General features: G+C 66.8%; 20 protein-coding genes. 17 read left to right on the plus strand and 3 right to left on the minus strand.

Going from position 1 to position 26,425, the window contains the following annotated elements:
- Window positions 1-155 precede the first annotated feature (155 nt).
- The 9 genes from OG326_RS36505 to OG326_RS36545 all read left to right on the plus strand — a co-directional run bounded on the left by OG326_RS36505 (window position 156) and on the right by OG326_RS36545 (window position 13,179).
- On the plus strand, window positions 156-2,093 hold the full coding sequence (locus tag OG326_RS36505; RefSeq protein ID WP_327141675.1) for a peptidase: 1,938 nt from the start codon (window positions 156-158) through the stop codon (window positions 2,091-2,093).
- A gap of 85 nt (window positions 2,094-2,178) precedes the next feature.
- The gene (locus OG326_RS36510) at window positions 2,179-2,847 is read left to right on the plus strand and encodes a GntR family transcriptional regulator (RefSeq protein WP_327141676.1); all 669 of its coding nucleotides are present in this window, start codon (window positions 2,179-2,181) and stop codon (window positions 2,845-2,847) included.
- A 56-nt stretch (window positions 2,848-2,903) separates the two neighbouring features.
- The gene (locus OG326_RS36515; protein ID WP_327141677.1) at window positions 2,904-4,292 is read left to right on the plus strand and encodes an allophanate hydrolase; all 1,389 of its coding nucleotides are present in this window, start codon (window positions 2,904-2,906) and stop codon (window positions 4,290-4,292) included.
- Entirely contained in the window at window positions 4,289-5,002 is a 714-nt protein-coding gene (locus OG326_RS36520) for a cysteine hydrolase family protein (protein ID WP_327141678.1), read from the plus strand. Before OG326_RS36515 ends, OG326_RS36520 begins: the two co-directional genes overlap by 4 nt.
- 15 nt (window positions 5,003-5,017) lie before the next feature.
- Window positions 5,018-6,625, plus strand: a complete 1,608-nt coding sequence (locus OG326_RS36525) for a regulator (RefSeq protein ID WP_327141679.1) — start codon at window positions 5,018-5,020, stop codon at window positions 6,623-6,625.
- Between the two features lie 65 nt (window positions 6,626-6,690).
- Window positions 6,691-8,328, plus strand: a complete 1,638-nt coding sequence (locus OG326_RS36530; RefSeq protein WP_327141680.1) for an AIM24 family protein — start codon at window positions 6,691-6,693, stop codon at window positions 8,326-8,328.
- 226 nt (window positions 8,329-8,554) lie between these two features.
- The gene (locus OG326_RS36535) at window positions 8,555-10,516 is read left to right on the plus strand and encodes a molybdopterin-containing oxidoreductase family protein (protein WP_327141681.1); all 1,962 of its coding nucleotides are present in this window, start codon (window positions 8,555-8,557) and stop codon (window positions 10,514-10,516) included.
- Window positions 10,517-10,675: 159 nt separating this feature from the next.
- On the plus strand, window positions 10,676-11,638 hold the full coding sequence (locus OG326_RS36540; protein ID WP_327141682.1) for a LysR family transcriptional regulator: 963 nt from the start codon (window positions 10,676-10,678) through the stop codon (window positions 11,636-11,638).
- Between the two features lie 296 nt (window positions 11,639-11,934).
- Window positions 11,935-13,179, plus strand: a complete 1,245-nt coding sequence (locus OG326_RS36545; protein WP_327141683.1) for an MFS transporter — start codon at window positions 11,935-11,937, stop codon at window positions 13,177-13,179.
- Window positions 13,180-13,197: 18 nt separating this feature from the next.
- Here OG326_RS36545 and OG326_RS36550 read toward each other — a convergent pair whose 3' ends face one another.
- Window positions 13,198-13,983, minus strand: coding sequence for a helix-turn-helix transcriptional regulator (locus tag OG326_RS36550; protein WP_327141684.1), 786 nt, complete (start codon window positions 13,981-13,983; stop codon window positions 13,198-13,200).
- Window positions 13,984-14,087: 104 nt separating this feature from the next.
- Here OG326_RS36550 and OG326_RS36555 point away from each other — a divergent pair, with 104 nt between their 5' ends.
- The 6 genes from OG326_RS36555 (at window position 14,088) to OG326_RS36580 (ending at window position 22,098) form a co-directional block, all read left to right on the plus strand.
- Entirely contained in the window at window positions 14,088-14,930 is an 843-nt protein-coding gene (locus tag OG326_RS36555) for an SDR family NAD(P)-dependent oxidoreductase (RefSeq protein ID WP_327141685.1), read from the plus strand.
- A 492-nt stretch (window positions 14,931-15,422) separates the two neighbouring features.
- The gene (locus OG326_RS36560; RefSeq protein WP_327141686.1) at window positions 15,423-17,081 is read left to right on the plus strand and encodes an acyl-CoA synthetase; all 1,659 of its coding nucleotides are present in this window, start codon (window positions 15,423-15,425) and stop codon (window positions 17,079-17,081) included.
- A gap of 281 nt (window positions 17,082-17,362) precedes the next feature.
- The gene (locus tag OG326_RS36565; RefSeq protein WP_327141687.1) at window positions 17,363-19,024 is read left to right on the plus strand and encodes an acyl-CoA synthetase; all 1,662 of its coding nucleotides are present in this window, start codon (window positions 17,363-17,365) and stop codon (window positions 19,022-19,024) included.
- Between the two features lie 68 nt (window positions 19,025-19,092).
- On the plus strand, window positions 19,093-19,668 hold the full coding sequence (locus tag OG326_RS36570; RefSeq protein WP_327141688.1) for a hypothetical protein: 576 nt from the start codon (window positions 19,093-19,095) through the stop codon (window positions 19,666-19,668).
- A gap of 220 nt (window positions 19,669-19,888) precedes the next feature.
- Window positions 19,889-21,256, plus strand: a complete 1,368-nt coding sequence (locus OG326_RS36575; protein ID WP_327141689.1) for a PepSY-associated TM helix domain-containing protein — start codon at window positions 19,889-19,891, stop codon at window positions 21,254-21,256.
- Between the two features lie 137 nt (window positions 21,257-21,393).
- A complete protein-coding gene (locus tag OG326_RS36580; protein ID WP_327141690.1) occupies window positions 21,394-22,098 on the plus strand; it encodes a hypothetical protein in 705 nt (234 codons plus the stop codon).
- Between the two features lie 85 nt (window positions 22,099-22,183).
- Here OG326_RS36580 and OG326_RS36585 read toward each other — a convergent pair whose 3' ends face one another.
- Complete coding sequence (locus OG326_RS36585) at window positions 22,184-22,804, minus strand: TetR/AcrR family transcriptional regulator (protein WP_327141691.1); 621 nt, start codon at window positions 22,802-22,804, stop codon at window positions 22,184-22,186.
- 138 nt (window positions 22,805-22,942) lie between these two features.
- On the opposite strand from OG326_RS36585, the gene OG326_RS36590 reads away from it, so the two are divergent.
- On the plus strand, window positions 22,943-24,229 hold the full coding sequence (locus OG326_RS36590) for an oxygenase MpaB family protein (RefSeq protein ID WP_327141692.1): 1,287 nt from the start codon (window positions 22,943-22,945) through the stop codon (window positions 24,227-24,229).
- A 23-nt stretch (window positions 24,230-24,252) separates the two neighbouring features.
- A complete protein-coding gene (locus tag OG326_RS36595) occupies window positions 24,253-25,317 on the plus strand; it encodes a lipocalin-like domain-containing protein (protein ID WP_327141693.1) in 1,065 nt (354 codons plus the stop codon).
- A gap of 107 nt (window positions 25,318-25,424) precedes the next feature.
- Here OG326_RS36595 and OG326_RS36600 read toward each other — a convergent pair whose 3' ends face one another.
- Window positions 25,425-26,417, minus strand: coding sequence for a GlxA family transcriptional regulator (locus OG326_RS36600; protein WP_327141694.1), 993 nt, complete (start codon window positions 26,415-26,417; stop codon window positions 25,425-25,427).
- Window positions 26,418-26,425 lie beyond the last annotated feature (8 nt).

Below are 26,425 nucleotides of genomic sequence, written 5' to 3' on the forward strand. Positions count from 1 at the left end.
AAACTATGTTCCATAGTATTTTACGGTGAGGGTGCGCATCAGCGACCCCCATCCAGTCACCCGAGGATGCGGGTCACGCCTGCCCTAAATGTGAAATGGAACTAGTTCAGAGTGAGAAGCCTTGTGCTTCAACATCTCCCGCTCAGGAGACACGTGTGAAGTACCTATCAGTACTCGCCACCACCACCGTGCTGGTCGCAGGACTCGCCGGGCCCGGTGTCGGGCTCGCCGCCGCCGATCCGCCTTCGGATCCGGGGCAAACCCGTTATTCGCTGGTCAATGGCTGCTACCGGATCGACACCCCGGCAGGGCCACTGGTCCCGGCGTCGGGACCGTACCGGATGCACGCGACAGCACTCGGCCAATACCTGCTCTACGGCCGCCAGGGTGAAGTACTCGACGGTTCGACCGGGTCGATCCACCCCGCGCAGAACCCCTCGGCCAACGCGGTCTGGACCGTAGACGGTTCCGGCGCAGGCGGTTTCACCCTCACCAATAGCGCGACCAAGACAAGCACGCCCGCCACTTTCGTCCAGGACACCGGTTGCGCGGACTTCCCGGAAGCGCAGGTCGGCGCCACCGGCACCCCGGGCCCGAGCGTCGGCGCGGACGGTTCGATCGTCGGCACCATCGACGCGCACGTGCATGTCTCCGCGTATGAATTCATGGGCGGCGACTTCCACTGCGGCCGCCCGTGGCACCCGTACGGCGTGACCTACGCGCTCCCCGACTGCGCGCAGTATCGAACCGGCACAAACGGTCTGGTCGCCAATTTCCTGGACTACGGCGAACCCTCGCACCCGTCCGATACGAAAGGCTGGCCCACCTTTCACGACTGGCCGAAGCCGTCCATGGTCACCACCGAGGGCACCTACTGGACCGGCATCGAGCGCGCCTGGAAGGCCGGACTCCGTGTGATGACCGTCGACCTGGTCGACAACGAGTCGCTGTGCGCCATGATGACCGACCGCCGAAACCCTTGCAACGACATGACTTCCGTGCGCACCGAAGCCGCGGATATGCACGCGCTCCAGGACTACGTCGATGCCCAGGCCGGTGGCCCCGGGCAGGGCTTCTTCCGCATCGTCACCGATCCCGCCGAGGCGCGCGCAGTCGCGGCATCGGGCAAACTCGCCGTGGTGCTCGGCATGGAACTCTCGGATCCCATGGGCTGCGGCGTATTCCTGGGCCAGCCGAAGTGCACCACGGCCGATGTCGACCACTGGCTCGTCGAACTCCGGAACCTCGGCGTCAGCAGCTTCTTCCCCGTCCACAAATTCGACAATGCCTTCGGCGGCACCAAGATGGACCACGACCTCACCGGCCTGCTGGTGAACGCGGGCAACTTCATCCAGACCGGCACCTTCTGGAATGTGCAGCCCTGCCCCGGCGCCGAACACGACAGCACTCAGCCCTCGGTTCCGATAGCCGGCAATATCAACCAGTTCCTCAGCAAGGTCACCGGCCCACTGCTCGGCGGCGCACTGCTCCCCCTGTATCCGGCGGGAAACCAGTGCAACGCACGCGCTCTCACCGATCTGGGCAAGTACCTGATCAACAAGATGATCGACGATAAGTTCCTCATCGAAATCGATCACATGAGCGAGGCCACCGCCGACGGAGTCATGTCCATCATCGAGCAGCGCCACTACCCCGGCGTACTGTCCTCGCACGGCTGGGACTCTGGCCGCACCACCCAGCGGGTCTATGCCGCAGGAGGTTTCGTCACCCCGTATGCGGGCGCGCCGTCGGAATTCGTCCAGGCCTGGCGCGACGCCCGCGTCATGCCCCGCCCCACAGCCGATTTCGGCTTCGGCTTCGGCTCGGACATGAACGGATTGGCCGGCCAGGGCGCACCGGTGGGCCCCGGCCTCGTCCACTACCCCTTCACCTCCCACGACGGCGCGGTGACCTTCGACCGGGAAACCTGGGGCCAGCGCACCTTCGATATCAATACCGACGGCACCGCGACCTACGGCACCTACGCCGACTGGCTCGAAGCGGTCCGCGTCCTCGGCGGCCCGGAAATCATGAACGACGTGTTCCACGGCGCCGAGGTCTACCTGCGCCTTTGGGATCAAGTCAGGCGATGAGACCGCGCCCGTCCCGATCGGAGTGCGATTGCACCGCCCGGCCACACCGGGGCGCGGCTGATCATCGGATTCGTACACTCGTCTCATGGTGTCGCGGATGGATGGGGCGGTGCTGCCGCTGAGCCTGGTGGAAATGGCTACGCGGCATGTACGGGCCGAGGTGTTGAGTGGCGGGTTCGAGCCGGGAGGCCGGATCGGCGAGGAGGCGCTGTGCGCCCGGCTGGGAACCAGCCGGGCGCCGGTGCGGGAGGCGCTGCGACTATTGGCGCAGGAGGGGTTGATCGAGCACCTGCCGCGCCGGGGTTTTCGGGTCGCGGTGTGGTCCGATACCGATATCCTGCAGCTGTTCGAACTACGCCGGGTGCTGGAGCGGCACGCGATCGAGAGCGCGTTTCCGCTGGTGATGGAGCGTGATCCGCTGCGCGCGGTGCGCACCGCGCTCGAGGAGATGCGGGTGGCGGATGCCGCGGACGATCTGTTCGAGCGTGACAATGCCCATCGACGGTTTCACGCGGAGATCGTCGCACTGGCTGGCAACCGGCAGCTGGATGTGGCATACGAGCCGATCCTGCTGAAACTACAGCTGCCCATGGCCCGCAATCTCCGTGCGGAGGCGCAGATAGCGCAGCGGCACAATGGAATCAGGCGTCATGCCGAACTCCTCGAGGCGCTGGAGCGCAATGACGTGGAGCTCGCCCAGGATGCGCTCCGGCGGCACGGCGAGTTGACGTATCTGGATCTCGATACCCGCTAACACACTGGATACATTGCGGCACTCTCGGGTTCACACATTCTGTCGACAATCGACAGATGCTGAACCCAGGGCCCACGGTCGCGGAGATTCTCGCCTCACACGAAAGTGGTAGCGGCTCACCGGCGCACACCGCGGCGCGGGTCGCCGATGCGATTGCGGCGCGCGGGGACGACGGCACCTGGATCACCCCGGTACCGCGCGAACAACTGCTGGCGGCCGCGGCGGAGATCGAGCGGCGGCCGGGCGCGCGCATGCTGCCGCTCTACGGCGTCCCGTTCGGGGTGAAGGACAGTATCGATGTGGCGGGGTGGCCCACCACGCTCGCCTGCCCGGACTTCGCCTATGTCGCAACGGAAACCGCACCGGCGGTGCAGCGCCTGCTGGACGCGGGCGCGCTGTTCGTCGGCAAGACGAACCTCGATCAGTTCGCGACCGGGCTGAACGGGACCCGCACCCCGTACCCGGTACCGCGAAGCGTGTTCGGCGGCGACCTGATCTCCGGCGGATCCAGTTCCGGCTCGGCGAAGGCGGTGGCGCTCGGCGAGGTGCCGTTCTGCGTCGCCACCGATACCGCGGGCTCGGGCCGAGTTCCGGCCGCGCTCAACGGGATTGTCGGCTGGAAGCCGTCTCGGGGGCTGATCAGCACCGTTGGCCTGGTGCCTGCGTGCAAATCGCTGGACTGCCTGACGCTGATGGCCACCACGGTCGAGGATCTCGACCGGGTATTCGAGGTGATCGCGGGCGTGGATCCCGGCGATCCCTCGAGCCGGGCGCGCGGTTCCCACTTCGCGGGCGGCCGCCTGCGGGTCGGCCTGCCCGCCGAGTCCGAGCTGGACTTCTTCGGCGACGAGATCTTCCACGCCGCACACCTGGGCGTGCGGGACCGCCTCGCCCGGCTCGGATTCGACTGTGTGCCAACCACACTCCAGCCGTTCCTGGATGCGGGCGAGCTGCTGTACCAGGGCCCCTGGGTCGCCGAACGCCTGGTGGAGTTCGAAACCTTCCTGGCCGAGCATCCCGATTCCATACTGCCGGTGATCCGCGAGATCCTCACCGGCGGTTTCCGATTCACCGCGGTCGATGTCTTCCGCGCGCAGCAGCGACTACAGGAGCTCAAGGCCGTGGTGGCGCGCATGTGGGCCGACTTCGACGTGATGGTGGTTCCGACCATAGGCACCACGTTCACGGTCGCGCAGGTGCAGGCCGATCCCATTCGCACGAACACCGTGCTGGGCCACTACACCCATTTCGGAAACCTGCTGGACCTCACCGCAATCGCGGTGCCCGCGGGCACCACCTCGGACGGACGCCCGCTCTCGGCCATGGTCTTCGGACCCGCGCTGGCCGACGACACGGTACTGACGGCAGCCGCCCGAATCCTCGACGAGCCACGCCAACCGGTGGCGCATTCGGATATCCGGCTCGCACAGAAAGATCGAAGATGACGGCAGTTCAACACATTCCGGCGCAACCCACAGAATTCTCCTTCGACCCCGACACCACCGCACTGGTCGTCATCGATATGCAGCGGGACTTCCTCCTACCGGGCGGCTTCGGCGAGAGCCTCGGCAATGACGTAGCGCAATTGCGCAAGGTGATCGAACCCCTGGCACAGCTCATGACCGCAGCCCGCGCGGCCGGTATCGCGGTGATTCACACCCGCGAGGGGCATCTTCCGGATCTCTCGGACTGCCCTCCCGCAAAGCTGCTGCGGGGCAGCCCTTCTCAGCGCATCGGCGATCCCGGCAAGTACGGGCGCCTGCTGGTGCGCGGCGAGTACGGGCACGACATCATCGACGAACTCGCGCCACTGCCCGGGGAGGTGGTGATCGACAAGCCCGGCAAGGGCGCGTTCTACGCCACCGAGCTCGCCCAGGTGCTGGAGCAGAAATCGATCACCTCACTGTTCGTCACGGGTGTCACCACCGAGGTGTGCGTGCACACCACGGTGCGCGAAGCCAATGATCGCGGCTACGAATGCCTCGTCGTATCCGACTGTGTCGGTTCCTATTTCCCGGAATTCCAGCGAGTCGGACTGGAGATGATCGCGGCCCAGGGCGGCATCTTCGGCTGGGTCGCCGATTCCACGGCGGTCATCGACGCACTGACCACCGCTCCCCCGATCACCCGCGCTCCCGCGCACACCCCGGTTTAGCGAACAGGAAATCCGATGTCCGTCGATACCAAGCTTCCCGACGAAACCAGTTCCGCCGCACCACTTTCGCTACCGTGGTGGACGCGCGGCGATACCAATGCCTTCTTCGGTCTCGCGTTCAATATCCTCGTCAACGTCCTCACCCTCACCACGCTGTCCATCGCGGTCGTCAAGATTCCGAGCAGCGATGTGCTCGGCACCGTACTGCCCGCGCTCGGCGTCGCCCTGGTGCTGGGCAATCTCTACTACATGCTGCTGGCCCGGCGCCTGGCACGCCGCGAAGGCCGGGACACGGTGACTGCGCTGCCGTACGGGCCCAGCGTGCCGCATATGTTCATCGTGGTCTTCGTGGTCATGCTGCCGATCTATCTGAAGACCAATGATCCGATGCGCGCGTGGTCGGCGGGTCTGGCGTGGGCGTTCATGATCGGCGTCATCGTCATGATCGGCGCGTTCGTCGGCCCGTTCATCCGGAAGATCACACCGCGCGCCGCCATGCTCGGCACCCTCGCGGGTATCTCCATCACCTTCATCGCCATGCGCCCGGCCGGGCAGATGTGGGAGGCCGCGTGGATCGGGCTGCCGGTGCTCGCCATCATCCTGATCGGCTTCTTCACCGATGTGAAACTGCCGGGCAATGTGCCGATCGGCCTGGTGGCACTGCTGGTGGGCACGGCGATCGGCTGGATCGGCGGCTATATGTCGGTACCGGATGTGTCCAAGGCCGTGCACGACATCGCGCTGGGTCTGCCGGATCTGCGCCTGCACCTGCTGTTCGACGGACTGAGCCACCTCGGCCCGCTGCTGGCCACCGCAATACCGCTGGGCGTCTACAACTTCACCGAAGCCATGAGCAATGTGGAGAGCGCCGCCGCCGCGGGTGACAACTACAACCTGCGGAGCGTGCTGCTGGCGGACGGTTTCGGCGCGATCATCGGCTCCGGATTCGGCTCGCCGTTCCCGCCGGCCGTGTACATCGGCCACCCCGGCTGGAAGGATGCGGGCGGGCGCACCGGTTACTCGCTGGCCAGCGGTGCGGTCATCGGATTGATGTGCCTGCTGGGGCTTTTCGGGGTGCTCGCCACGATTCTGCCCATTCCGGCCATTGTGCCGATCCTGCTCTACATCGGGTTGCTGATCGGCGCGCAGGCCTTCCAGGCGGTGCCTCGCCTGCACGCGGTCGCCGTGGTCGCGGCGATTCTGCCGAACCTGGCGCAGTGGGCCGTCGGCCAGATCGACAATGCGCTGAGCGCGGCGGGCACCACCGCCGACAAGGTCGGCATGGGCGCGCTCGACCAGGCCGGTGTCGTGTACAGCGGTCTGCGCACCTTCGGTGACGGCGCGGTGCTGGCGGGGCTCGTCCTCGGCACCATGGTGACGTTCATTCTCGAAAAGCGTTTCCGCGCAGCGGCGGTCGCCTCCGCGGCCGGTGCGGCGCTCGCCTTCATCGGCCTCATCCACGCCCCCGAGGTCGGCTGGGCGGCCGCCCCGAAGGTCGCGCTGGGGTACCTGCTGTTCGGCGCCGTCTGCCTCGCCTGGTCCTTCGTACCGAAGTCCGCACCCACACCGCCCGAGGAGCCGGAACCGGAGTTGTCGAGTGAATCCGAGGCAAGCCCGGTCTAGCGCAGCCGCCGCCGGCGCGGCAGACTCGGGAACGTGAAAGTGATGTCAGTGGGGGGCGGGCTGTCGTGAGTACGCTTGCCCGGGGCGAGAATCGGCCGGCGCCCGCGCAACGATTGACGGTGACGGTCACCAGCTCGGCGTCGGTGGATGTCTCGGCGCTGCTGCTGGGGGCCGACGGGCGCGTGCGCTCGGATGCCGACTTCGTCTTCTTCAATCAGCCCGTCGCGCCCGGAGTCACCTATGTGCACGGGCGCGGCGCGGGCGATGTGGTGGATGTCCAGACCGGCGCGCTGCCCCGCGATGTGGACAAGGTGGTCGTGACCGCGAGCCTGGACGGCAGCGGTCCGCCCACCTTCGCCGGTGTCGGCACGCTGACGGCGACCATCGGATCCGATTCGGGCGCACTGACTTTCCCCATGAGCGGGTTGAGCACCGAGACCGCCGTGGTGTGCGTGGAGATCTACCGGCGCGGCGACGGCTGGAAGGTCCGCGCCGTCGGCCAGGGCTACGACGACGGGCTGGCCGGAATCGCCTCCGCGTTCGGCGTGAATATCGACGACGAACCCGAGGAACCGGCCGCAAGCGTGCCGCCACCGCTCGCCCCGAATTCGGCTCCGGCGTTCGCGCCGCCGCCTGGGCAGGCCGCCGCACCAGGCCAATACGCGCCGCCGCCCGGCCAAGCTCCACCGCAGCCCGGGCAATACGCGCCGCCTCCCGGGCAGTACGCACCATCTCCAGGCCAAGTTCCGCCGCAACCCATGCAGCCGGGCCAATATGCCCCTCCCCCTGGGCAGTACGCCCCGCCGCCGGGGTCCGTCCCGCCGCCCGGCCAATTCGCGCCGCCGCCCGGAGCGCCCGGACAGGTCAATCCCGCAGCGCAGCAGCAGTATTCGCAGCCCCCGTCGTATTCGCCGCCCGCGTACGCCGCGCCGGCCGCCCCCGCATTCCCGCAAGGAGTCCAGCCCATGCAGAGCGAACTGTTCGATCCTGTTCATGCCGAGGTCAATGGCGTCGGGATTCAGAAGCAGGGCGGCAAGATGATCAAGGTCGCCGTCAATGGCGAGGTGCTGGCGCGGGCCGGGTCGATGGTCGCCTACCAGGGTGATCTGCAGTTCAAGGCGCTCGGTTCGGGCGGTATCGGGCGGGCCATCCAGCAGCGCCTCACCGGTGAGGGCGTGCCGCTGATGAAGGTCACCGGGCGCGGAGATCTGTTCCTGGCCAATGGCGCGGCCGATGTGCACACCGTCGATCTGGACGGCACCGACGGTCTCACCATCAATGGCGCGAATGTGCTCGCCTTCGACCCGTCGCTGACCTACAACATCAAAATGGTCCAGGGCGCAGCCGGTTTCGCCAGCAATGCCGGACTCTTCAACTGCGTCTTCACCGGCCGCGGCCGCATTGCCATCACCACGCACGGCTCCCCCGTCGTACTGAATGTGGACCAGCCCACCTACGCCGACCCGCAGGCCGCCGTGGCCTGGTCCTCCAGCCTGCAGACCGGCATCAAACGCAATGACTCCTTCGGCTTCAGCCGCCTCATCGGCCGCAGCACCGGCGAGGGCCTGACCCTCTCCTTCTCCGGCCGCGGCTTCGTCATCGTGCAGCCCTCGGAGCAGCCACCCGGCGGCTTCATCGGCGGCAGCGGCGGCGGCCAGGAAGCCGGCCAGAGCCCCGGCCTGCTCGGCGGCCTGCTCGGCTGATCCGAGAGGCCGGATCTCTCGGGCGGTCTCCGCGACTGACCCGAGAGGCCCGGCGCACTTGGGCAGCCTGCGCGGTTGACCCGAGAGCCCGCGCGGTTGATTCGAGAGTTCGCCGACGGCATCCGGCGGCCGCGCACAGCGAGGCGGCAGCGCACAGCCAGTGGGCCCTGCCACCATGCGCAGCTCGGCGCTGCTGCGGGGCCGGGTCGCGGCTTACGATCAAGGTATGAAGGTGCTCGGTGCGTGCCCGCTGGATTGCCCGGACGGTTGCTCCTGGGTGGTGGACGTCGAGGACGGCGTCGCGGTGGGGCTGCGGGGGAACAAGGCGCATCCGATTACGCGCGGGGCGCTGTGCGTGAAGGTGAATCGGTACCTCGAGCAGCTGAAATCCGATGAGCGGATCATGCATCCGATGCGGCGGGTCGGTAAGAAGGGCGAGGGGCGGTTCGAGCGGATCAGCTGGGACGAGGCGCTCACGGAGATCGCCGCGCGGCTGACCTGGATCACCGAGAAGTTCGGCGGCGAGGCGATCTGGCCGTTCCACGGGACCGGGAGTCTGGGGTATATCCAGGGGCTGGAGGGGTTCTCCGGGCGGCGGTTCTTCAATGCGCTCGGGGCGTCGCTGCACGATCCGACGATCTGCTCGATATCGGGCACCGTGGGGCTGAAGTACACGCTGGGTACCTCGGGCGGGATGGATCCGGAGGACTTCACCAAGTCGAAACTGATTCTGCTGTGGGGAACGAATCCGCTGACCTCGGGTCATCACGGGTGGAAGTTCATTCAGGACAGTGATGCGTACACCGTCGCCATCGATCCGGTGCGGACGCGTACCGCCGAGCGGTGCGATGAGCATCTCGCGCCCCTGCCCGGGACCGATGCGGCGCTGGCGCTCGGACTCATGCACATTATCGTGTCGATGGGTGCACAGGATGACGAGTTCATTGCCGAGCACACCGAGGGCTGGGACGAATTCCGTGATCGCATAGCGGAATTCACGCCGGAGCGGGTCGCCGGGATCACCGGCTTGCCGGTGGAGCGCATCATGGCGCTGGGCGAGCGCATCGCCCGCACCCGGCCCACCGCCATCCGCGCCTCGCAGGGCATGCAGCGGCACGCGGGCGGCGGTATGGCCCTGCGCGCCCTGGCCTGCCTGCCCGGCATCACCGGCGACTGGGCGATTCCCGGTGGCGGACTGCACTATTCGACGAGCGGGCATTTCGATCTGAACCTGCCCGAGCTGATGCGATTCGACCTGCTGCCGAATCCGGTGCGCACCCTGTCGATGACCCGGCTCGGCGAGGCCCTGCTGGAGGTCGACGACCCGCCCGTCAAAGCCCTTTTCGTGATCGCCGCCAATCCGGTCGGGTCCAATCCGGAGCAGCGCAAGGTGATTCGCGGGCTGGAACGTGAGGACCTGTTCACCGTTGTCCTGGAACACTTCCCGACCGATACCGTCGACTACGCGGATATCGTCCTGCCCGCCACCATGCAGCCCGAACACCTCGATGTGCTCGCCGCCTACGGCAACCTCTACCTGGTCTGGAACGAACCGGCGGTGCCGCCGCCGGGCGAATGCCTCTCCACCACAGAGACTTTCCGCCGCCTCGCGCAGCAGATGGGCCTGACCGAGCCCGCACTCTACGACTCCGATGAGGAACTGGCGCGCCAGCTGCTGAAGGGCCACGACCTCGACCGCCTGCGCGCCGACGGATTCCTGAAGGTCGCCCCCCGCCCCGTCCCCGCCGGCAAACTGCAATTCGTCTCCCCCCGAGCCGAAATGGCAGGCCACGACCCACTCCCCGCCTACACCGCACCCGCCGACCCCGGCGACGGCCTGGTCCTCATCTCCGCCGCCTCCCACTACTTCCTCAACACCACGTTCGCCAACAACCCCGAATTGCTCCGCCGCGCAGGAGATCCCACCATCACCCTGCACCCCGACGACGCCGCAACCCGCGGCATCACCGACGGCACCCCCGTCACCGTCGCCAACACCCGCGGCTCCTTCGAAGCGATCGCCGAACTCTCCGACCGCGTCCGCCCCGGCGTAGCCGCCACCCCCAAGGGCCGCTGGGCCAAACTCTCCGGCGGCGCCACCGTCAACGCCACCATCCCCGAACGCGATTCCGACTTCGGCGGCGGCGCCGTCTTCCACGACAACCGCGTACAGATCACCCCCCGCTGAAACCCCAACGCCCGCCCCAGTACCCCTCCTCAGTGGATCGAACAGCCCCTCTCCAGACCGCGCAGGACTGATAAGGCCTGCGCCGCTGAGAAACAGGCTGTTCGATCGGGGTAATGGCAGGTGTCACAACGGTCAGTTGTGCATGGCTATGGTGGACCGATGGATTCCGAAGCGGTGCGATCGTTCGTTCGCGCGGCCGAGCTGGGGCAGCTGCGGCATGCGGCCGATGAACTCGGCGTGACGCAGCAGGCCGTGTCCAAGCGGATCGCCACCCTCGAACGCGAACTCGAGGTCCGATTGTTCACCCGCACCGCCCGCGGGGTCGAGCTGACACTCGACGGCCAAGCCTTCCTCCCGCACGCCCGGAGCATCGTCACCGGGGTCGATCGCGCCGTCGCCGCGATCAAGCCGGGCTCGCGGGCGCTTCGGATCGACGTTCTCGGCCTGCGCTCCGCACAGGCTGTTGTGCTGCACGACTATTGGCGGTCACATCCCGATACCGATCTCGATGTGGTCACCCTCCGGGTCAACGACCCGCGCGCGGTGGTTGCCGCCATTCAGGCCGGCGATATCGACGCCTCGTTCCGCACGATCACCGATCCGGCCGCGCTGCCTCGCGAGGTTCGCATGATCCACGCGTTCGACTCCCCGCTGGAACTCCTCGTCGGACCGAGGCATCCACTCGCCGCCGCACGCACATTGACACCGTCCCAGCTGCGCAAACACCGGATCTGGGTGCCCGGCATCGCGCCGCGAAGTGAATGGGCGGAGTTCTACGATCAGCTCACCACCGACTTCGGCCTGCGGGTCGACGCCGCGGGCCCGCACTTCGGTAACGAGGTGCTGCTCGATATCCTCGCGGAATCCGACGACGTGGCAACCCTCGTAGGTGCGCGCGACCGCTACATCTGGCCGACGAACCACGACCTGCGGCGTATTCCGATCGTGAATCCGACCCTCGCGTACCCGCTCTCACTGATCTTCCTCAGCACGAATCCACACCCGGGACTCCGGGCGGTCATCAACCACTGCGCGAGCCTGACCCCGCTGCCCGGGACGGTATGGCTCCCCTCCTGGCCGAGGACACCGCACCACACCGCCGACGACCCCGAACCTCGCTAGGGGGCAACCTCTGCCGGCCGGGCACAATCAGTCGACCGGAACAGATCCTCGCCCAGCGGCACAGCGACACCGGGCCATCTGCGATCCAACTGCGCACAACAACTTCGGCACCGACGTCACAGCGGGACTCGCCGACATGCTCGAATTGCTCAACGCCCGGCTCGCCGACGACACTCCGATCGATATCAGCGATACAACTAGTCGTTGTGCACTGCCACAGATCTGTTGTTTGATTCCAGCCTCCCGGCGCGCTTTGATCGCTAGGTCTAATGCGAGGTTCAGGCGAGAGGTAGGGCATGGCGGGGACACGGTCGCTGGGGCGGCAGTTCGAATTGCTGTGGGGTGCTTATGCGGTCAGCACGCTGGGGACCTGGTTCGCCTTCGACGCGTTCTCGTTGATCGCGATCATCGTGCTGCATACCGGGCCGACCGAGGTGTCGGTGCTGGCGGCCGCCGGGCTGGCGGTGGGTGCGGTGGTGGCGATACCGCTGGGGCCGTGGGTGGAGTTCCGGCGAAAGCGGCCGGTGATGATCGCCATGGATCTGGTGCGGTTCGCGGCGGTGCTGAGCATTCCGGTGGCCTTCGCGCTCGGCTGGTTGACCTACGCGCAGTTGCTGGTGGTGGCGATTGCGGTCGCGGCGTCCGATATCGCCTTCAAGGCGGCTTCCGGCGCATTTCTGAAATCGCTGGTGCCGCAGGAGGATCTGCTCATTGCCAGCAGCCGGTTCGAGGCGACGGCGTGGACCGTCACCATGCTGGCGCCGCCACTGGGCGGACTGGCGATCGGCGTGTTCGGGCCGATGACGACCGTGCTGACCAATGGGGTCAGTTTTGTGTTGTCCGCCTTGGGCATTCGCGCGATCGGCGGTTCCGAGGCGCATCCGTCCGGTGGCGCCGCGCCGCGGCTGCGCCTCACCGATCTGGCCGAGGGCTGGCGCTACATCCTGGCTCATCCCACCCTGCGGCCGCTCTTCTTCAATTCGATTCTGGTCGGCGGCCTGATCATGGCGACCGCACCGCTCATGGCCGTGCTCATGCTCGGGCAGCTCGGCTTCACGCCGTTCCAATACGGACTCGCCTTCGGCGCACCCTGCCTCGGCGGTCTGCTCGGCGCGCGGCTCGCGCGGCGGTTCGTCACCCGTTTCGGGCAGCGCCGGGTGCTGCTGGTCGGCGGCACCCTGCGTGCGTGCTGGTCCGTCGGATTGGCCTTTGTCCATTCCGGCACAACAGGACTCGTCCTCGTCATGGCGATCCAGTTCGGCCTGGTCGCCTGCATGGGCGTGTTCAATCCGGTGTACGTGGCCTACCGCATGGAACAGACAGAGAGCGACAGGATGGCGCGCACCCTCGCGGCGTGGTCGATCACCAGCAGCGCGACCATTGCAGCGCTGACCGCCCTGTGCGGGGTGCTCTCGGCCGTCATCGGCCCGCGCGAGACCGTCCTGCTCGCCGGAGTGCTCATGCTGGCCACCCCGCTGCTACTGCCCCGCCGCATGCCCGTGGCGACACCTGCGATCGAGCAGCCTGTGCCGCAGAACTGATCAGGCAAAAGATACTGATCAGGCAGCGGCGAACCGGACCGCGAGCTGAGTGCGGCTGGCGCACGAGGTTTCCGCCAGCACCCGGGTCAGATGCTTCTTGACGGTGTCGACCCCGATGAAGAGCCGCTCGGCGATCTGGCGATTGGTGAGACCCTGTGCAGCGAGATCGGCGACCTCCCATTCCCGCGGTGTCAGTTGCCAATTCGCGTGTGCGGCACGCCGGTCGCGATCGCGTTCGAGCTGCTCGATCACCAGCGGCGCGAGATGTCGGCGCAGCGCCTGCAGGACGGCTACGTCGCGGTCGGAAACCCGGGGAGCGTCGACCACCGCCATGCCGACGAACAGCAATCCGGCGGAACCACCGTCCACGACCATCACGGCCTTGTCATTGATCCCCGTGGGCCGCAAGAACTCCGAGACGAACGGCGAATCGGGTTCGATGTCGTCGAGGCGCGCCACACCCCGGGCCAGAATGATCTCGGCGGCCCGCGGACCGCGCAGCGGATCGCGGTCCATCCAGCGCGTGTTGTACTCCGCCATGAACTCCCGCGTATATCCGCTCTGCACGCCACAGCCTTCGAACATCGCCGCGGTGAGCGTATTACCGTGCAGCACTGCGACTCCGGCGAAACCGAACCAGTTCTGCAGGGCGTGCAGCAGCCGCTCCCGGAACTCGGGCAGATCGGCCGCGTGATCCACCGATTCCAGGACGCCGATCAACCGCCGGTGATCCTCCGCCGACAGCGCTTCACCCTGCGGCAGCGCACGCGGGCTGCGGCGCGGATTCGTCAGTGCCTCTGTCACCTCTCCAATATTCCACCTTTGGGCCATACCGGGGCGCGTGCCCGCCCGGCATTCTTGATATATCCCGGGCACACCGCCCGGGCACAGCAGAAGAAGGTTCGACCATGAGTGCAGAGAACGCCCCGCGCCGCTGGCTGATCACCGGAGCCAACAGTGGTTTCGGCGCGGCCTTCACGCAGGCGGTGCTCGATGCCGGTGACGAGGTGATCGCCGCCGTGCGACGGCCCGAGTCCATGGCGGAAGTTGTTGCCGCGCACCCCGATCGGGTGCAGGTTGTCACCCTGGACGTGCGCGATGCGACCGCCGCCGAACGCGCGGTGAAGGAGGCCGGACGGATCGATGTGCTGGTCAACAATGCCGGGTACGGAATTGTGGGCGCCATCGAGGAGGTCAGCGAGTCGGACCTGCGCGATGCCATGGAGGTCATGTTCCACGGCCCGCTGCGCCTGACCCAGCTGGTGCTGCCGCAGCTGCGCGAGCGCCGGGCCGGCGCGATCGTCCAGGTCACCAGCATGGGCGGATTCCTGTCCTTCCCCGGCGTCGGCATGTACAGCGCCGCCAAGGGTGCGCTGGAATTGGCCAGTGAGGCCCTGGCCGCCGAGGTGGCGCCGCTCGGAATCCAGGTGCTGATCGTCGAACCCGGCAACTTCCGCACCGGCTTCGCCAAACCGGCCGCACTGCGTATCAGCACCGGTCTCGCGGACTACGCCGAGACGGTCGGCGCGGTGCGGGACGGGCTGCCCGCCTCCGATCAGCAGCAGGAGGGTGATCCCGCCAAGGCCGCCGCCGCGGTCATAGCGACTGTCGGTCAGGCGAATCCGCCGCTGCGACTGGCACTGGGCCCGGATGCGGTGGCAGCGATTCGCGGCAAACTCGCCGCAGTCGCCGCGGACCTGGATGCCACCGCGCATCTCGGTCTCACCACCGGTATCGACACCGCGAACTGAACGACAGCGGCCCGCCGATTGTTATCGGCGGGCCGCTGCTGTCCAGGTCGGCTCAGGCAGCGCTACCGCTGAGAGCGGACAGGAAAGTGCTGAAGATCTGGGCGACGACGGCGAGCAACTCCACGGGAATACCTCATCAGGCTGGAAAGTGGGACACCGCAGCCTCATCGACCCGGGTGTACGGCACATGGCCGGAAGGTGAAGAGCTTCTGATTACGCGCTACCGCTGAGCAGGTGCGTGAAAGTCAGGAGCAACTGGGGGAGAACAGCGAGCAGCGACACGGGATACCTCATCACGGTTGGAAATGCAGACACCGCAGCCTCATCGATCCGGATGTACGGCATATGACCCGGATGTAAAGACTGCATACAACCGGCAACTGACCGTTCTGACCGAATTTGTGTAACAGCCATCACACCCCGCTGCTACCGTGACGCCTACCCGCCCCAGTTCCGGGTGGTGGGCCGCACGTTCTTTCGGAGGTGGCTGGCATGGCCTCGGTTCTCTATTCGGCGCAGCAGCGTGTAGCGCACACCCTCGAGGCCGTCAGGGCTCTGAAATCCTTGCGGGACAAAGGTATTACCGATCCTCGCAAACCGATGGAGACCCTGCGCACCGCCCGCGAATCACAGGTGTTCGGACCGCCCGCCACCGCCGTCCGCCATGCCGCGCGGGTCTGGCCCGAGCGCCCGGCGCTGGCCGATGAGCGCGGTGAGATGACCTACCGGGAACTCGACGAGGCCTCCAATGCGGTGGCCCGCGGACTACAGCGACTGGGCGTCACCCCGGGCACCGTGATCGGCCTGCTCGCCCGCGATCACCGCGGCCTGCTGCTGTCCATGGTGGCGGCCGGCAAGCTCGGCGCCCGCGTGGCGCTGATGAACACCGGCTTCGCCAAACCGCAGTTCGCCCAGGTGTGTGAGCGCGAGCACGTGAAGGTCGTACTGCACGACAGCGAATTCCTCGGACTGCTGGATGCCCTGCCCCCGGAGCTGCCCCGCGTGCTCAGCTGGGTGGACGAGGGCACGCAATTGCCGGACGGCGCAACAACTCTCGACGCGCTGATCGCCGCCAATGCCAAGGCGCCGCTGCCGACGCCGAAGAAGCCGGGCGGCGTTGTCATTCTCACCAGCGGAACCACCGGCCTGCCCAAGGGCGCACCCCGCGACAAGACCTCTCCGCTGGCCACCGTGCAGGTCGTCGATCGCATCGACTTCCCGAGCCAGGGAACCATGGTCATCGTCTCGCCCATCTTCCACAGCACGGGTCTCGCGACCTGGCTGGTGGGCACCGGACTGGGCAACAAGGTGGTGCTCTCGCGGCGCTTCGACGCCGAGCGGACGCTGCGCCTGATCGCCGACCATCAGGCCGACATGCTGGTGGCGGTGCCGACCATGCTGCACCGCATGGTGGAACTGGATCCGGCCGTTCGCGAGAAGTACGAGATCTCCTCACTGAAGGCGATCGTGGTCGCGGGATCAGCGCTCTCACCCGAGCTGAGCGTGCGCACCGCCGAGGTCTTCGGGCCCGTCCTCTACAACCTGTACGGCTCCACCGAATGCGCGGTCGCGACGGTGGCGCGGCCGGAGGATCTGGCCATCGCGCCCGGCACCGCGGGCCGCTCCCCCACCACGTGCGAGGTGGTGCTTTTCGACGACGACGGCACCCGGATCCGCGCCAAGAACGTCACCGGCCGCATCTTCATCCGCTCCGGCTCGCCGTTCAAGGGCTACACCGACGGGCGGCACAAGCAGATCATCGACGGCTATATGTCCAGCGGCGATGTCGGCCACTTCGATGATCGCGGACTGCTTTTCGTCGACGGCCGCGATGACGACATGATCGTCTCCGGCGGTGAGAACGTCTTCCCGCAGGAGGTCGAGAACCTGCTGCTGGAGCGCCCCGACATCTTCGACGCGGCGGTGGTCGGCGTCGCGGATGTCGAGTTCGGAAAACGCCTGCGCGCCTTCGTAGTTCCCGAACCCGGCGAGAAGCCCGATCCCGATGAGATCAAGGCCTACGTCAAGAACAACCTCGCCCGCTACAAGGTCCCCCGCGACGTCATCTTCCTCGACGACCTCCCCCGCAATGCCACCGGCAAACTCCTGCGCCGCGTCCTCGTGGAATACGAAGCCCCGGCCAACCCCTGACCGCACTCGCCGGACGGCGGACTTCCGCCCGAAACCCCACCTCTCGCCCCCGCTCCGCCTGTGCGGAGCGGGGGCTTTCCGGTGTGCGGACAGTCCGCAGCGACACGAGGGCAATCGTGTTGTCCCCACCACGACCTGGGCGGTTTATGCGATACCGCCGGTACCAGAGACCTCGGCCACACACGCGTGTTACTGCTTGGTAGGGTTGAGTTTGCACTGGATCTCGAGGTTGCGGTCCGATCGCCGCTCGTCACGGCAGGGGATCGCGGAAGGTTGTACCCATGTCATTAGCCCTTCCGTCGGCAGGCACGGTTTTTCGCAAGGCTGGTGATACGGCGCTCAGCGTCAACGCCATGTTGCGAGGGGGACTTTTCAATCCGCTGCGACCCGATCAAGCGGTGCGCTCAGCGATCAATGTGCTGAAGTTCGGCCCGTTCGCGGGCGCGGTCGTGCATGCGGCCAATACCAATCCGAAGTCCTCCGCCATTGTCGATGAGCGCGGCGAGATGACCTTCGAGCAGCTGGATCAGCAGTCCTCCGCCTTCGCGCGCGGTCTCGCGGCGCAGGGCCTGGGCCCCGGCGATGTGATCGGCGTACTGGCCCGCGATCACCGCGGCATGGTGCTCTCCCTCGTGGCCGCCGGCAAGCTCGGCGTGCGCGCGGTGCTGATGAACACCGGTTTCGCCAAGCCGCAGTTCACCGATGTGGCCGCGCGCGAGAAGGTCAAGGCGGTGCTGCACGACAGCGAGTTCTTCGACCTCATGAGCGCCATTCCGGCCGAGATCCCGCGCATCCTCACCTGGGTGGACGAGAAGGACGATGCCGATCCGTCGATTCCGACCATCGAGTCGATCTCGGCCGGGCAGTCCACCGCATCCCTGACCCCGCCGGAGAAGCCGGGCGGCATGGTGATTCTGACCAGCGGTACCACCGGCACCCCGAAGGGCGCGCCCCGCGATAAGGTCAGCCCCTTCATCACCGCGCAGTTCCTGGATCGAATCCCGTTGCCGCGCAACAGCACCGTGGTCATGGCCGCGCCGATCTTCCACGCCACCGGCCTGTCCCAGTTCACGCTGTCGATCGCGCTGGGCAACCGAGTTGTGTTCCAGCAGCGCCGTTTCGATCCCGAGACCACCCTCGCGAACATTGTGAAGTACCGGGCGCAGGGTCTGACCGTGGTGCCCACCATGCTGCAGCGCATTCTCGATCTGCCGGAGGAGACGCTCGCCAAGTACAAGCCGTCCGAGACCCTGCGGGTGATCTTCGCCGCCGGTTCGGCCATTCCGCCGGACGTGGTGACCCGCACCCTCGACTACTTCGGTGACAGCCTCTACAACGTGTACGGCTCGACCGAGTGCGCGATCATGACCGTCGCCATCCCGTCGGAGCTGCGCAAGGCGCCGACCACCGCGGGCAAGGCCCCGGTCGGCATTCGCATCGCGCTCTACGACGAGAACCGCAAGCGCATTACCGCGCCGAACGTGACCGGCACGATCTTCATCGAGAACAGCCACTCGTTCAAGCAGTACACCGACGGCCGCACCAAGGAGTACGTGGACGGCCTGATGTCCAGTGGCGATGTCGGCCACTTCGACACCGACGGACTGCTGTTCATCGACGGCCGCGATGACGACATGATCATCTCCGGCGGTGAGAACGTCTTCCCGCAGGAGGTCGAGAACCTGCTCTCCAACCGGCACGATGTGCTGGAGGCCGCGGTGGTCGGCGTCGAGGACCGCGACTTCGGAAAACGCCTGCGCGCCATCGTCGTTCCGGGCCCGGACTCCAAGCGGGATGTGCAGGAGATCAAGGACTACGTGAAGGAGAACCTGGCGCGCTACAAGGTGCCGCGCGAGGTCATCTTCCTCGATGAGCTGCCGCGCAATGCCACGGGCAAGCTGCTGCGCAAGCCGCTCATCGAAATGGCTGTTCCCGCCGAGTAATTCCGCCGCACCGTTACCCGAGTGCGAGGCCGGAGAATCGGCGGCGCATTCTCGGTTATTATCAGCACGTGAGTTTCGAGTCCGGCCGGTCCACGGCGCATATACGCAGCGACGCTGCGTTATTGCGCGGTGGATCGGCCGGTTCGCTTTCCGGGGCGTTCGCGGTCGCGGCGCACGGCTGGATTTCCGGAGCCGCGCCGCTGGAGTCCAGCGCCCTGACGCTGCTGGTCGCCGCCTCCGCCGCGGTGGGTGCGCTGGTCGCCGGTATCGGCGCGCTGCGCACCACCTGGCTCGGGCTGGTGGTCGCCCTGATCGGCGGTCAGCTGCTCGGGCACTTCAGCATGATGTGGGGTTCGCCCGGTAGCGCCGGGCACCATCACCACCATGCGTCGATGTGGAGTCCGGCCATGCTGGCCGCGCACTTCACCGCGGCCTGTGTGGCCGCCGTGGTCATCCTGGGCGCGGAGGCCGCGTATCGCATCGCCGGCACCGTATTGGCCTGGGCCACGCCCGTTCTCATCACGCTTCCGGTGCTCTCCGGACCACCGGCGCTGCCGATCGCCCATCGCGATCGGGTCGTGCTGCGCATTCTCGCGGCCGACGCCTTCCGGACCCGCGGTCCACCCGCTCTCGTTCGAGTCTGATTTCTTCCCTTACCCAGCACGGACATGCGCGTCTGTGTGAGTTCGCCGTATTCGGCGTACCCCGGGTTTTCCTCGAACATCAGAAAGACCGCCGGTGACTATCACTGAGAGCGGTGCCGCAGACGCGGCACCGCCTATTAATCCTGCCCAAAATTCGGAATCGCCCCCGACAAAGGAGTCGACCACTAAACGCAGTGCCGCCAATGCTTTTCAGGCATTGATGCTGCGGCTGCATTTCTATGCCGGTGTATTCGTCGCACCGTTCATCCTCATTGCCGCGGTGACCGGTGCGCTCTATGCGGTGGCTCCCACCCTGGAGACGTTCACCGACAGCCATCTGCTGCACACCGATTCGACCGGTCCGGCGAAACCGCTGTCGCAGCAGGTCGCCGCGGGTACGGCCGCGCTGGGCCAGGATCTGCCGCTGATCGCGGTCGCTCCGGCACAGGGCGCCGGCGATACCACCCGAATCATCTTCAGCGATCCGACGCTGGGTGATTCGCAGCGTCGCGCCGTATTCATCGATCCGGTCACCGCGCAGCCGCTCGGCGACAGTGTCGTGTACGGCAGTTCCGGGGCGCTGCCGACCCGCACCTGGATCGATGAGCTGCACCGGGATCTGCATCTCGGGGACTTCGGGCGCTACTACAGCGAGATCGCCGCATCGTGGTTGTGGCTGATCGCGCTGGCCGGTCTGGTGCTGTGGTTCCGGCGGGTGCGCGCCCGCCGGGAACGCCGTTCCGCGGGCTGGCTGGTGCGGCCGGATCGCTCCCGGCCGCGTGCCCGCACTCTGAATTGGCATGCGGTCGTGGGTATGTGGATCCTGCCGGTGCTCCTGCTGCTGTCGGTCACCGGTATGACCTGGTCCAAGTACGCGGGTGAGCATGTCGACAAGCTGCGCTCGGAAATGAGCTGGACGACGCCCGCGGTCAGCGCGACGCTGCCCGGGTCCATCGGTCCGGCCATGCCCATGGGCGGCGAGCACGCCGATCACATGGGTGGCGGCATGCCCGCCGCCGCACCGACGGGAAATAAGGCCGCGCTGGTCGACACCGTTTTCGCGGTGGCTCGCGCCAATGGTCTGGAAGGCCCGCTGGAGATCAGCATTCCGGCCGCGGACGACACCGCCTTCGTCGCGAAGGAGTTGCGCCGCCCGGGCGTGCTGACCACGGATTCGATTGCGGTGAACGGCAGTACGGGCGTGGTCACCGACACGCTGCGGTATTCGGACTGGCCGCTCATGGCGAAGCTGACCAACTGGGGCATCCAGTTCCATATGGGTCTGATGTTCGGCCTGCTCAATCAGCTTCTGCTGCTGGCGATCATGGTCGGGCTGCTCACCGTGGTGGTGCGCGGCTACCTCATGTGGTGGCGGCGGCGTCCGACCAAGGAGGCGGGCAAGGTCGCACTGGGCCGCGCCCCGCGCCGCGGTGCGCTGCGGCAGACGCCGCTGATCGTCCTGGTTCCATTCGCGGTGGCAGCCGCGATAGTGGGCTGGTTCGCGCCCATGATCGGGATTCCGCTGCTCGGATTCCTGTTCGTGGATGCGCTGGCAGGGCTGGCAGCCCGCCGCCGCGCGGCCGCCTAAAAGAGTCGAATTCCACTGCGCGACACGGCCTTCCGGCCGTGCCGCCAGTTCTTCACACCCTCTTGCCGGTCCCGGCGGTCGGGATCGGCTCACTCGTGCAGAACCTGACCTGCACTGACACAAGGATTCACCCCCTGATGAAGATCAATAAGGTCGCTGCTTCCGTCGTCTTCATGTCAAGCGCGCTTGGCATCACCGCCGGAACTGTGCAGGCGGCCCCCGCCGCCGACGCCGCTGCGATCAACTACGCCGCAACCACTTCCGAGACGAACACCGTCATCCGGACCGATGCCGGCTCCCTGGTTGTGGAGAACGACGTATTCAAGATCAAGGCTGCGAACGGCGCCACCGTCGCGGGCACCGAATTGCACTTCCGCGTAGACGAATTCGTCTACCCGATCGCCGCCGAGATCCACGATCGCGTCGCAACGCTCACCCCCCAGTTCGACCCCGCCCACGCCGTCTACCAGCCGGTCGCCCTCCCCTTCGAGGACAAGGCCCCCTGGAAGAACGAGTACGAACGTGAACAGGCCGCCTGGAACCGCATGACCAGCACCGCAAGCCAGGGCGCCAGCATGGGCACCCTGGTCGGGGGCCTGGGCGGCGCCGCCATCGGCTGCGTGATCGGCGCCCTCACCCTCGCCACCGTCGCCGGCGTCCTCACCGCCATGTTCGGCGCCCTAGGCGGCGCAGCAGTCGGCTGCATCGTCGGCATGAGCGTCGTCGGCTTCCTCGGCACCCTCGCCGGCCAGCTCCTCATCACCGCCCCGGTGACGATTCTCGCTGCCGTGCAGTACTTCACCACCATCAACCAGCCCTTCAACCCGGCCGTCGCCAAGTAGCCACCGGCAATCCAAAGTTCCCGCCCGGTCACCCCGGGCGGGAACGCCACGCATTGGAATGCCCGGCCGCCCCGGCGGATTGCCGTCAGGGTCTGGTGAGTAGTTCGATGACGGCTTTGGCTTCCGCGGGGGTGGGGGTCGGCAGGGTGTCGCGGCCGTGGATCAGGCCGATGCCGAGGTAGACCATGGCGCCGGCGCGGATGCGGGCCTGGGTGGCGTCGAAGCCCAGGTCGATCATGGTTTTGTTGACGATCTCGAGGATTCGGCGTTCGAGGGCGGTGACCGCGGCGGCGACCTTGGGGTCGGCGCGCGCCCATTCCCGGACGGATGCTTCGACGGCCCAGGTTCGGGCGTCGACCAGGATGGCCGTCATATTCTCGATTCGGCTTTCGACGGGGATCGAATCGACGGCGCCGAGGGCGCGGATGGTCTCGCTCTGTACGGCGCTCCAGCGATCGGCCATAGCTTCGCGGAGTTGGTCGATATCGTCGAAGTGCCAGTAGAAGCTGCCCTTGGTGACGCCGAGTTCCTCACAGAGTCGCGGGATTCGGAGAGCGCCGACACCTTCACGGGCGAGCATCGCCAGCGCGCCGTCGACCCAGTCGTCATAGGACAGTCGTGGTGCGCGCCCGCGGGTGACCCGTTGGCTCTGCGCCTTCTTCGACCGCTGCCGATCGCGGCTGCCGGGGTCGTCGGTGAGCGTCACACAGCGATGGTAAGCCGCGCGTCGAGCCACCGAGCGCGCCCCATCGATTTACATACTTCCGGGTACCGTTCTCCATACTTTTTGGTACGTTCGCCCGGGTGGGTGCGCGATGAGGCCACCTGACGAGGAGGGCCGACCATGTCAGTGCAAGCATCGTCGCGGGAGCGTGGTGACGACGGGTCACCGGTGCGGACTCCGACCGCGTTCCGATACTGGGAAATGCTGCGCTCGCCGAATGTCCGGCGGGCGCGGCGGTTCGTCAAAACCCTCACGGGCGGTGAACTTTTCCCGACCGACAGCCAGGCGCAGGCCTTGTGCGAAGACCTCTTTTCCGGTGATCCGGTCGCCGAGCGGTTCGTCGAGGAGGTCATGCACGGCGAGATCGGCGCACAGCGGGGCCGGCAGTTGCTCGAGGCGGCATTGACGGAGGGGATCGACTCGATTCCGGAGGCGCCGGAGTCCATGGGGGCCCTGTTCGCGGAGTTCGAAACCGTCCCGGAGTGGGTTCGCCCCGAACTCGTCGAACAGGGCGCGGCGATCTGGCGACGGTGGGGCACCATGCTTTTCAGCTTCGCGGGCGCGGAAACCCTGGAAATGTACACCGAGGCCGCGATAGCGACCCCGCTCTCCCTGGCCGGTGGTTATGCCGGTGACAGCGCGCTGCGCCGCTTCCTGGAGACCTGCCGATTCTGGATCGACGTATCGCGCCCCGAGGCGCTGTTCACCCCGGGATCGAGCGGGCGCGCCACCGCATTGAAGGTCCGCGTGATGCATGTATCGATCCGCGCGCGAGTCGCCGGACATCCCGAATGGGATGCCGGCACCTGGGGACTGCCCATCAGCCAGACCTATCAGATGCTCACACTGCTGGGTGGCAGCGTCACTCCGGGACTGGGACTGTGGGCCTTGGGATATCAGACCACGCCCTCGGAAATCCGTGCGCTGCTGCACTTTCAGAAGTACCTGGGCTATCTCCTCGGGGTCCGGATGCGGTGGTATCCGGAATCGGTGATCGATGCCCTGCGGGTACTGGCCATGACAATCATCTCGCGGTCCTACGACGCCGGTCAGCACGGCACCGAGCTCATCGAGTCCTATCCGCAGGCCTTCGCGCCCCGCGACGGCCACCGCGGACTGACCCGCATGCGCGAGGCGTACAACTTCCGCATCAACTCCGTCTATGCCGCACTGTATATGGCGCCGCGCACTCGCAGCCGCTACCGCATGCCGCCCGCATTCCCCTGGATTCTCATCCCTCTCGCGCGGTTCCCGCTGATCACCGCGATGGAGGTGGCTCGACGCGTATTCCCGCCGTTCGCCCGCGTCCACGAAGAACTCATGGTCCGTCATCGCGAGAACTGGTATCGAGCCCAAATGCAAGGCCGTGAAGCCGAATTCGACGCCAGCGGCGCACTGCGACGCTGACACCCGAGGACTGGAAGAGCACTATGACGACCACCGATATCGTCGAAGTATGGAATGGTCCCGGCCGCAGAGACGGGCACCTGACCACAGTGGAACCGCACCACAACGGTTTTCATCCCGCGTCGAGCAAACTCGCGTTCGAGCACTGGTACTTCGACGCGCACCTCGACAGCGGTCACGTCGTGGTCGGATTCCTCACCAAACGCCGGCCGGAGGATCTGCCCGGCGCGCGCCCGTGGGTCGAGATGATCGTCTACAACCCCGACGGCACGCGGCGGCAGGTGAGCAAGCGGTATCCGAAAGCCGCGGCATCGTTCTCCACCGACTCCTTCGACGTCCGTATAGGCGCGAATACCGCCCGCACCGAATTTCCCGACACCGGTCTGCCGGTCCACCATGTGCACCTCGCCGAGGGCGATCTGGTGTTCGACCTGCACTTCCACAATGAGACACCCAGCTGGATGCCGGGAAAGGGCGAAACCCGCTTCGGCGCGACCGACAGTTTCGGCTGGGTGGTCGCCGCGCCCCGCGCCCACGTGACCGGGACCGTCCAGCTCGACGGCACGACGCTCACGGTCACCGGTCGTGGCTATGTCGACCACAATTGGGGCGTCGGCGATATGAAGAAGGTCATCGAGCGCTGGCATTGGGGGCGACTGTATGTCGAGGAGTACTCCCTGCTCTTCGCGAGCGTGCTGACCCAGCCCCAGCACGGCTCCCACGACATCGCCCCGCTGATGCTCGCCAAGGGCGCCGACATCATTCTCTCGACCGGCGAAACCGTCCTGACCGAGGGCCCGAAACTCTTCGATTCGACCGCCGGGCGCGAGTTTCCGCAATGGCTGGAACTGCATGTCCCCGGTCAGCTGGACCTACGCCTGACCGTCGAGAAGGTCATCCACGCCCACGATTTCATCGACGACTTCCCCATCGCGCGAACCCGCCTGATCAAACCCCTGATCCACCGCCTCCTCGGCCACCCGGCGTACTTCCGCTTCGAATCCACAGTCGAACTGACCATCCACACCGATACCGGCCCACAGCACCGCACCGGCACAACCCTGCACGAACTGGTCGCGCTGACCTGACCAGCACGACCGGTTCACGAACGCGACCGCCTGGGCCACAGCGGCTTTGGCGGCATGGGTGTCGTGCATGGAGTTGATCACCCTTCACCGGCCACGAAAGCCTCCTATCAGGACACGGCGGCCTCGGCCGTCGAGTCCGCGAAACCTGCGGAACCGGTAGAACGAAAGCGCTGCTGGTACTTGCGCGGCGAGATACCAAGGCGGGCAACAAAAGCCCGGCGCAGCGCCTCGCTGCTGCCGTAGCCGGCGGCCATGGCGGCCTCGGTCACACCGTGCCCGGCGTGCAACATATCGCGGGCCAGACAGAAGCGAATGTAGGCGACGTACTCCGCGGGTGAACGCTCGAGTTCGGCACGGAAGAGGCGGGTGAGGTGCCGGATGCTCACCTGACCGTGCGCCGCCAGGGTCTGAACCGTATGCGGCAGAGCCGGATCCGCACAGATCAGATCGACGACCCGGCGTACGAGTGGACTGCGCGCCGTCGGCCCGTTCAGCGAGGCCGAGAACTGCGATTGCCCGCCAGCCCGCTGCATGTACACCACCAGCGACTGCGCCACTCGCCGTGCGACATCCGCGCCGTGGTCCTCCTCGACCAGCGCGAGGGCGAGATCGACACCGGCCACCACTCCGGCCGAGCTGTACAGGTTGCCGTCGCGCACATAGATCGCGTCGGGATCGACGGCGATCTTCGGGAAGCGGTCCGCCAGATCCTTCGTGAATTTCCAATGCGTGGTGGACCTCCTGCCGTCGAGCAGGCCGAGTTCGGCCAGTACGAAGGCGCCGCTGCAAATGGACGCCAGTCGCCGGGTGTTCCACGACAGATACCGGGCCGCGGCCAGCACCTCGGGGGTCGCGAACTTCGCCGGGTGCAGTTCACTGCCCGGAATCAGCACGGTGTCGAAGAATCCGGAGTCGGCGGCCGCGCCGCTGACCTGGATCCGGGCGCCGATCGAGGTCTGCACATCGGCGCCGTCGGGCGAGACCAGTACCACCTCATAGCCGTCGACCGCCTGATTGGCCTCGACGAATACCTCCGCCGGACCTGTGAAGTCGAGCATTTTGACGCCATCGAAAATGAGAATGCCGACTCTGCGACGCATCGGAACGA

The sequence above is a fragment of the Nocardia sp. NBC_01327 genome (assembly GCF_035958815.1).
GTDB lineage: Bacteria > Actinomycetota > Actinomycetes > Mycobacteriales > Mycobacteriaceae > Nocardia.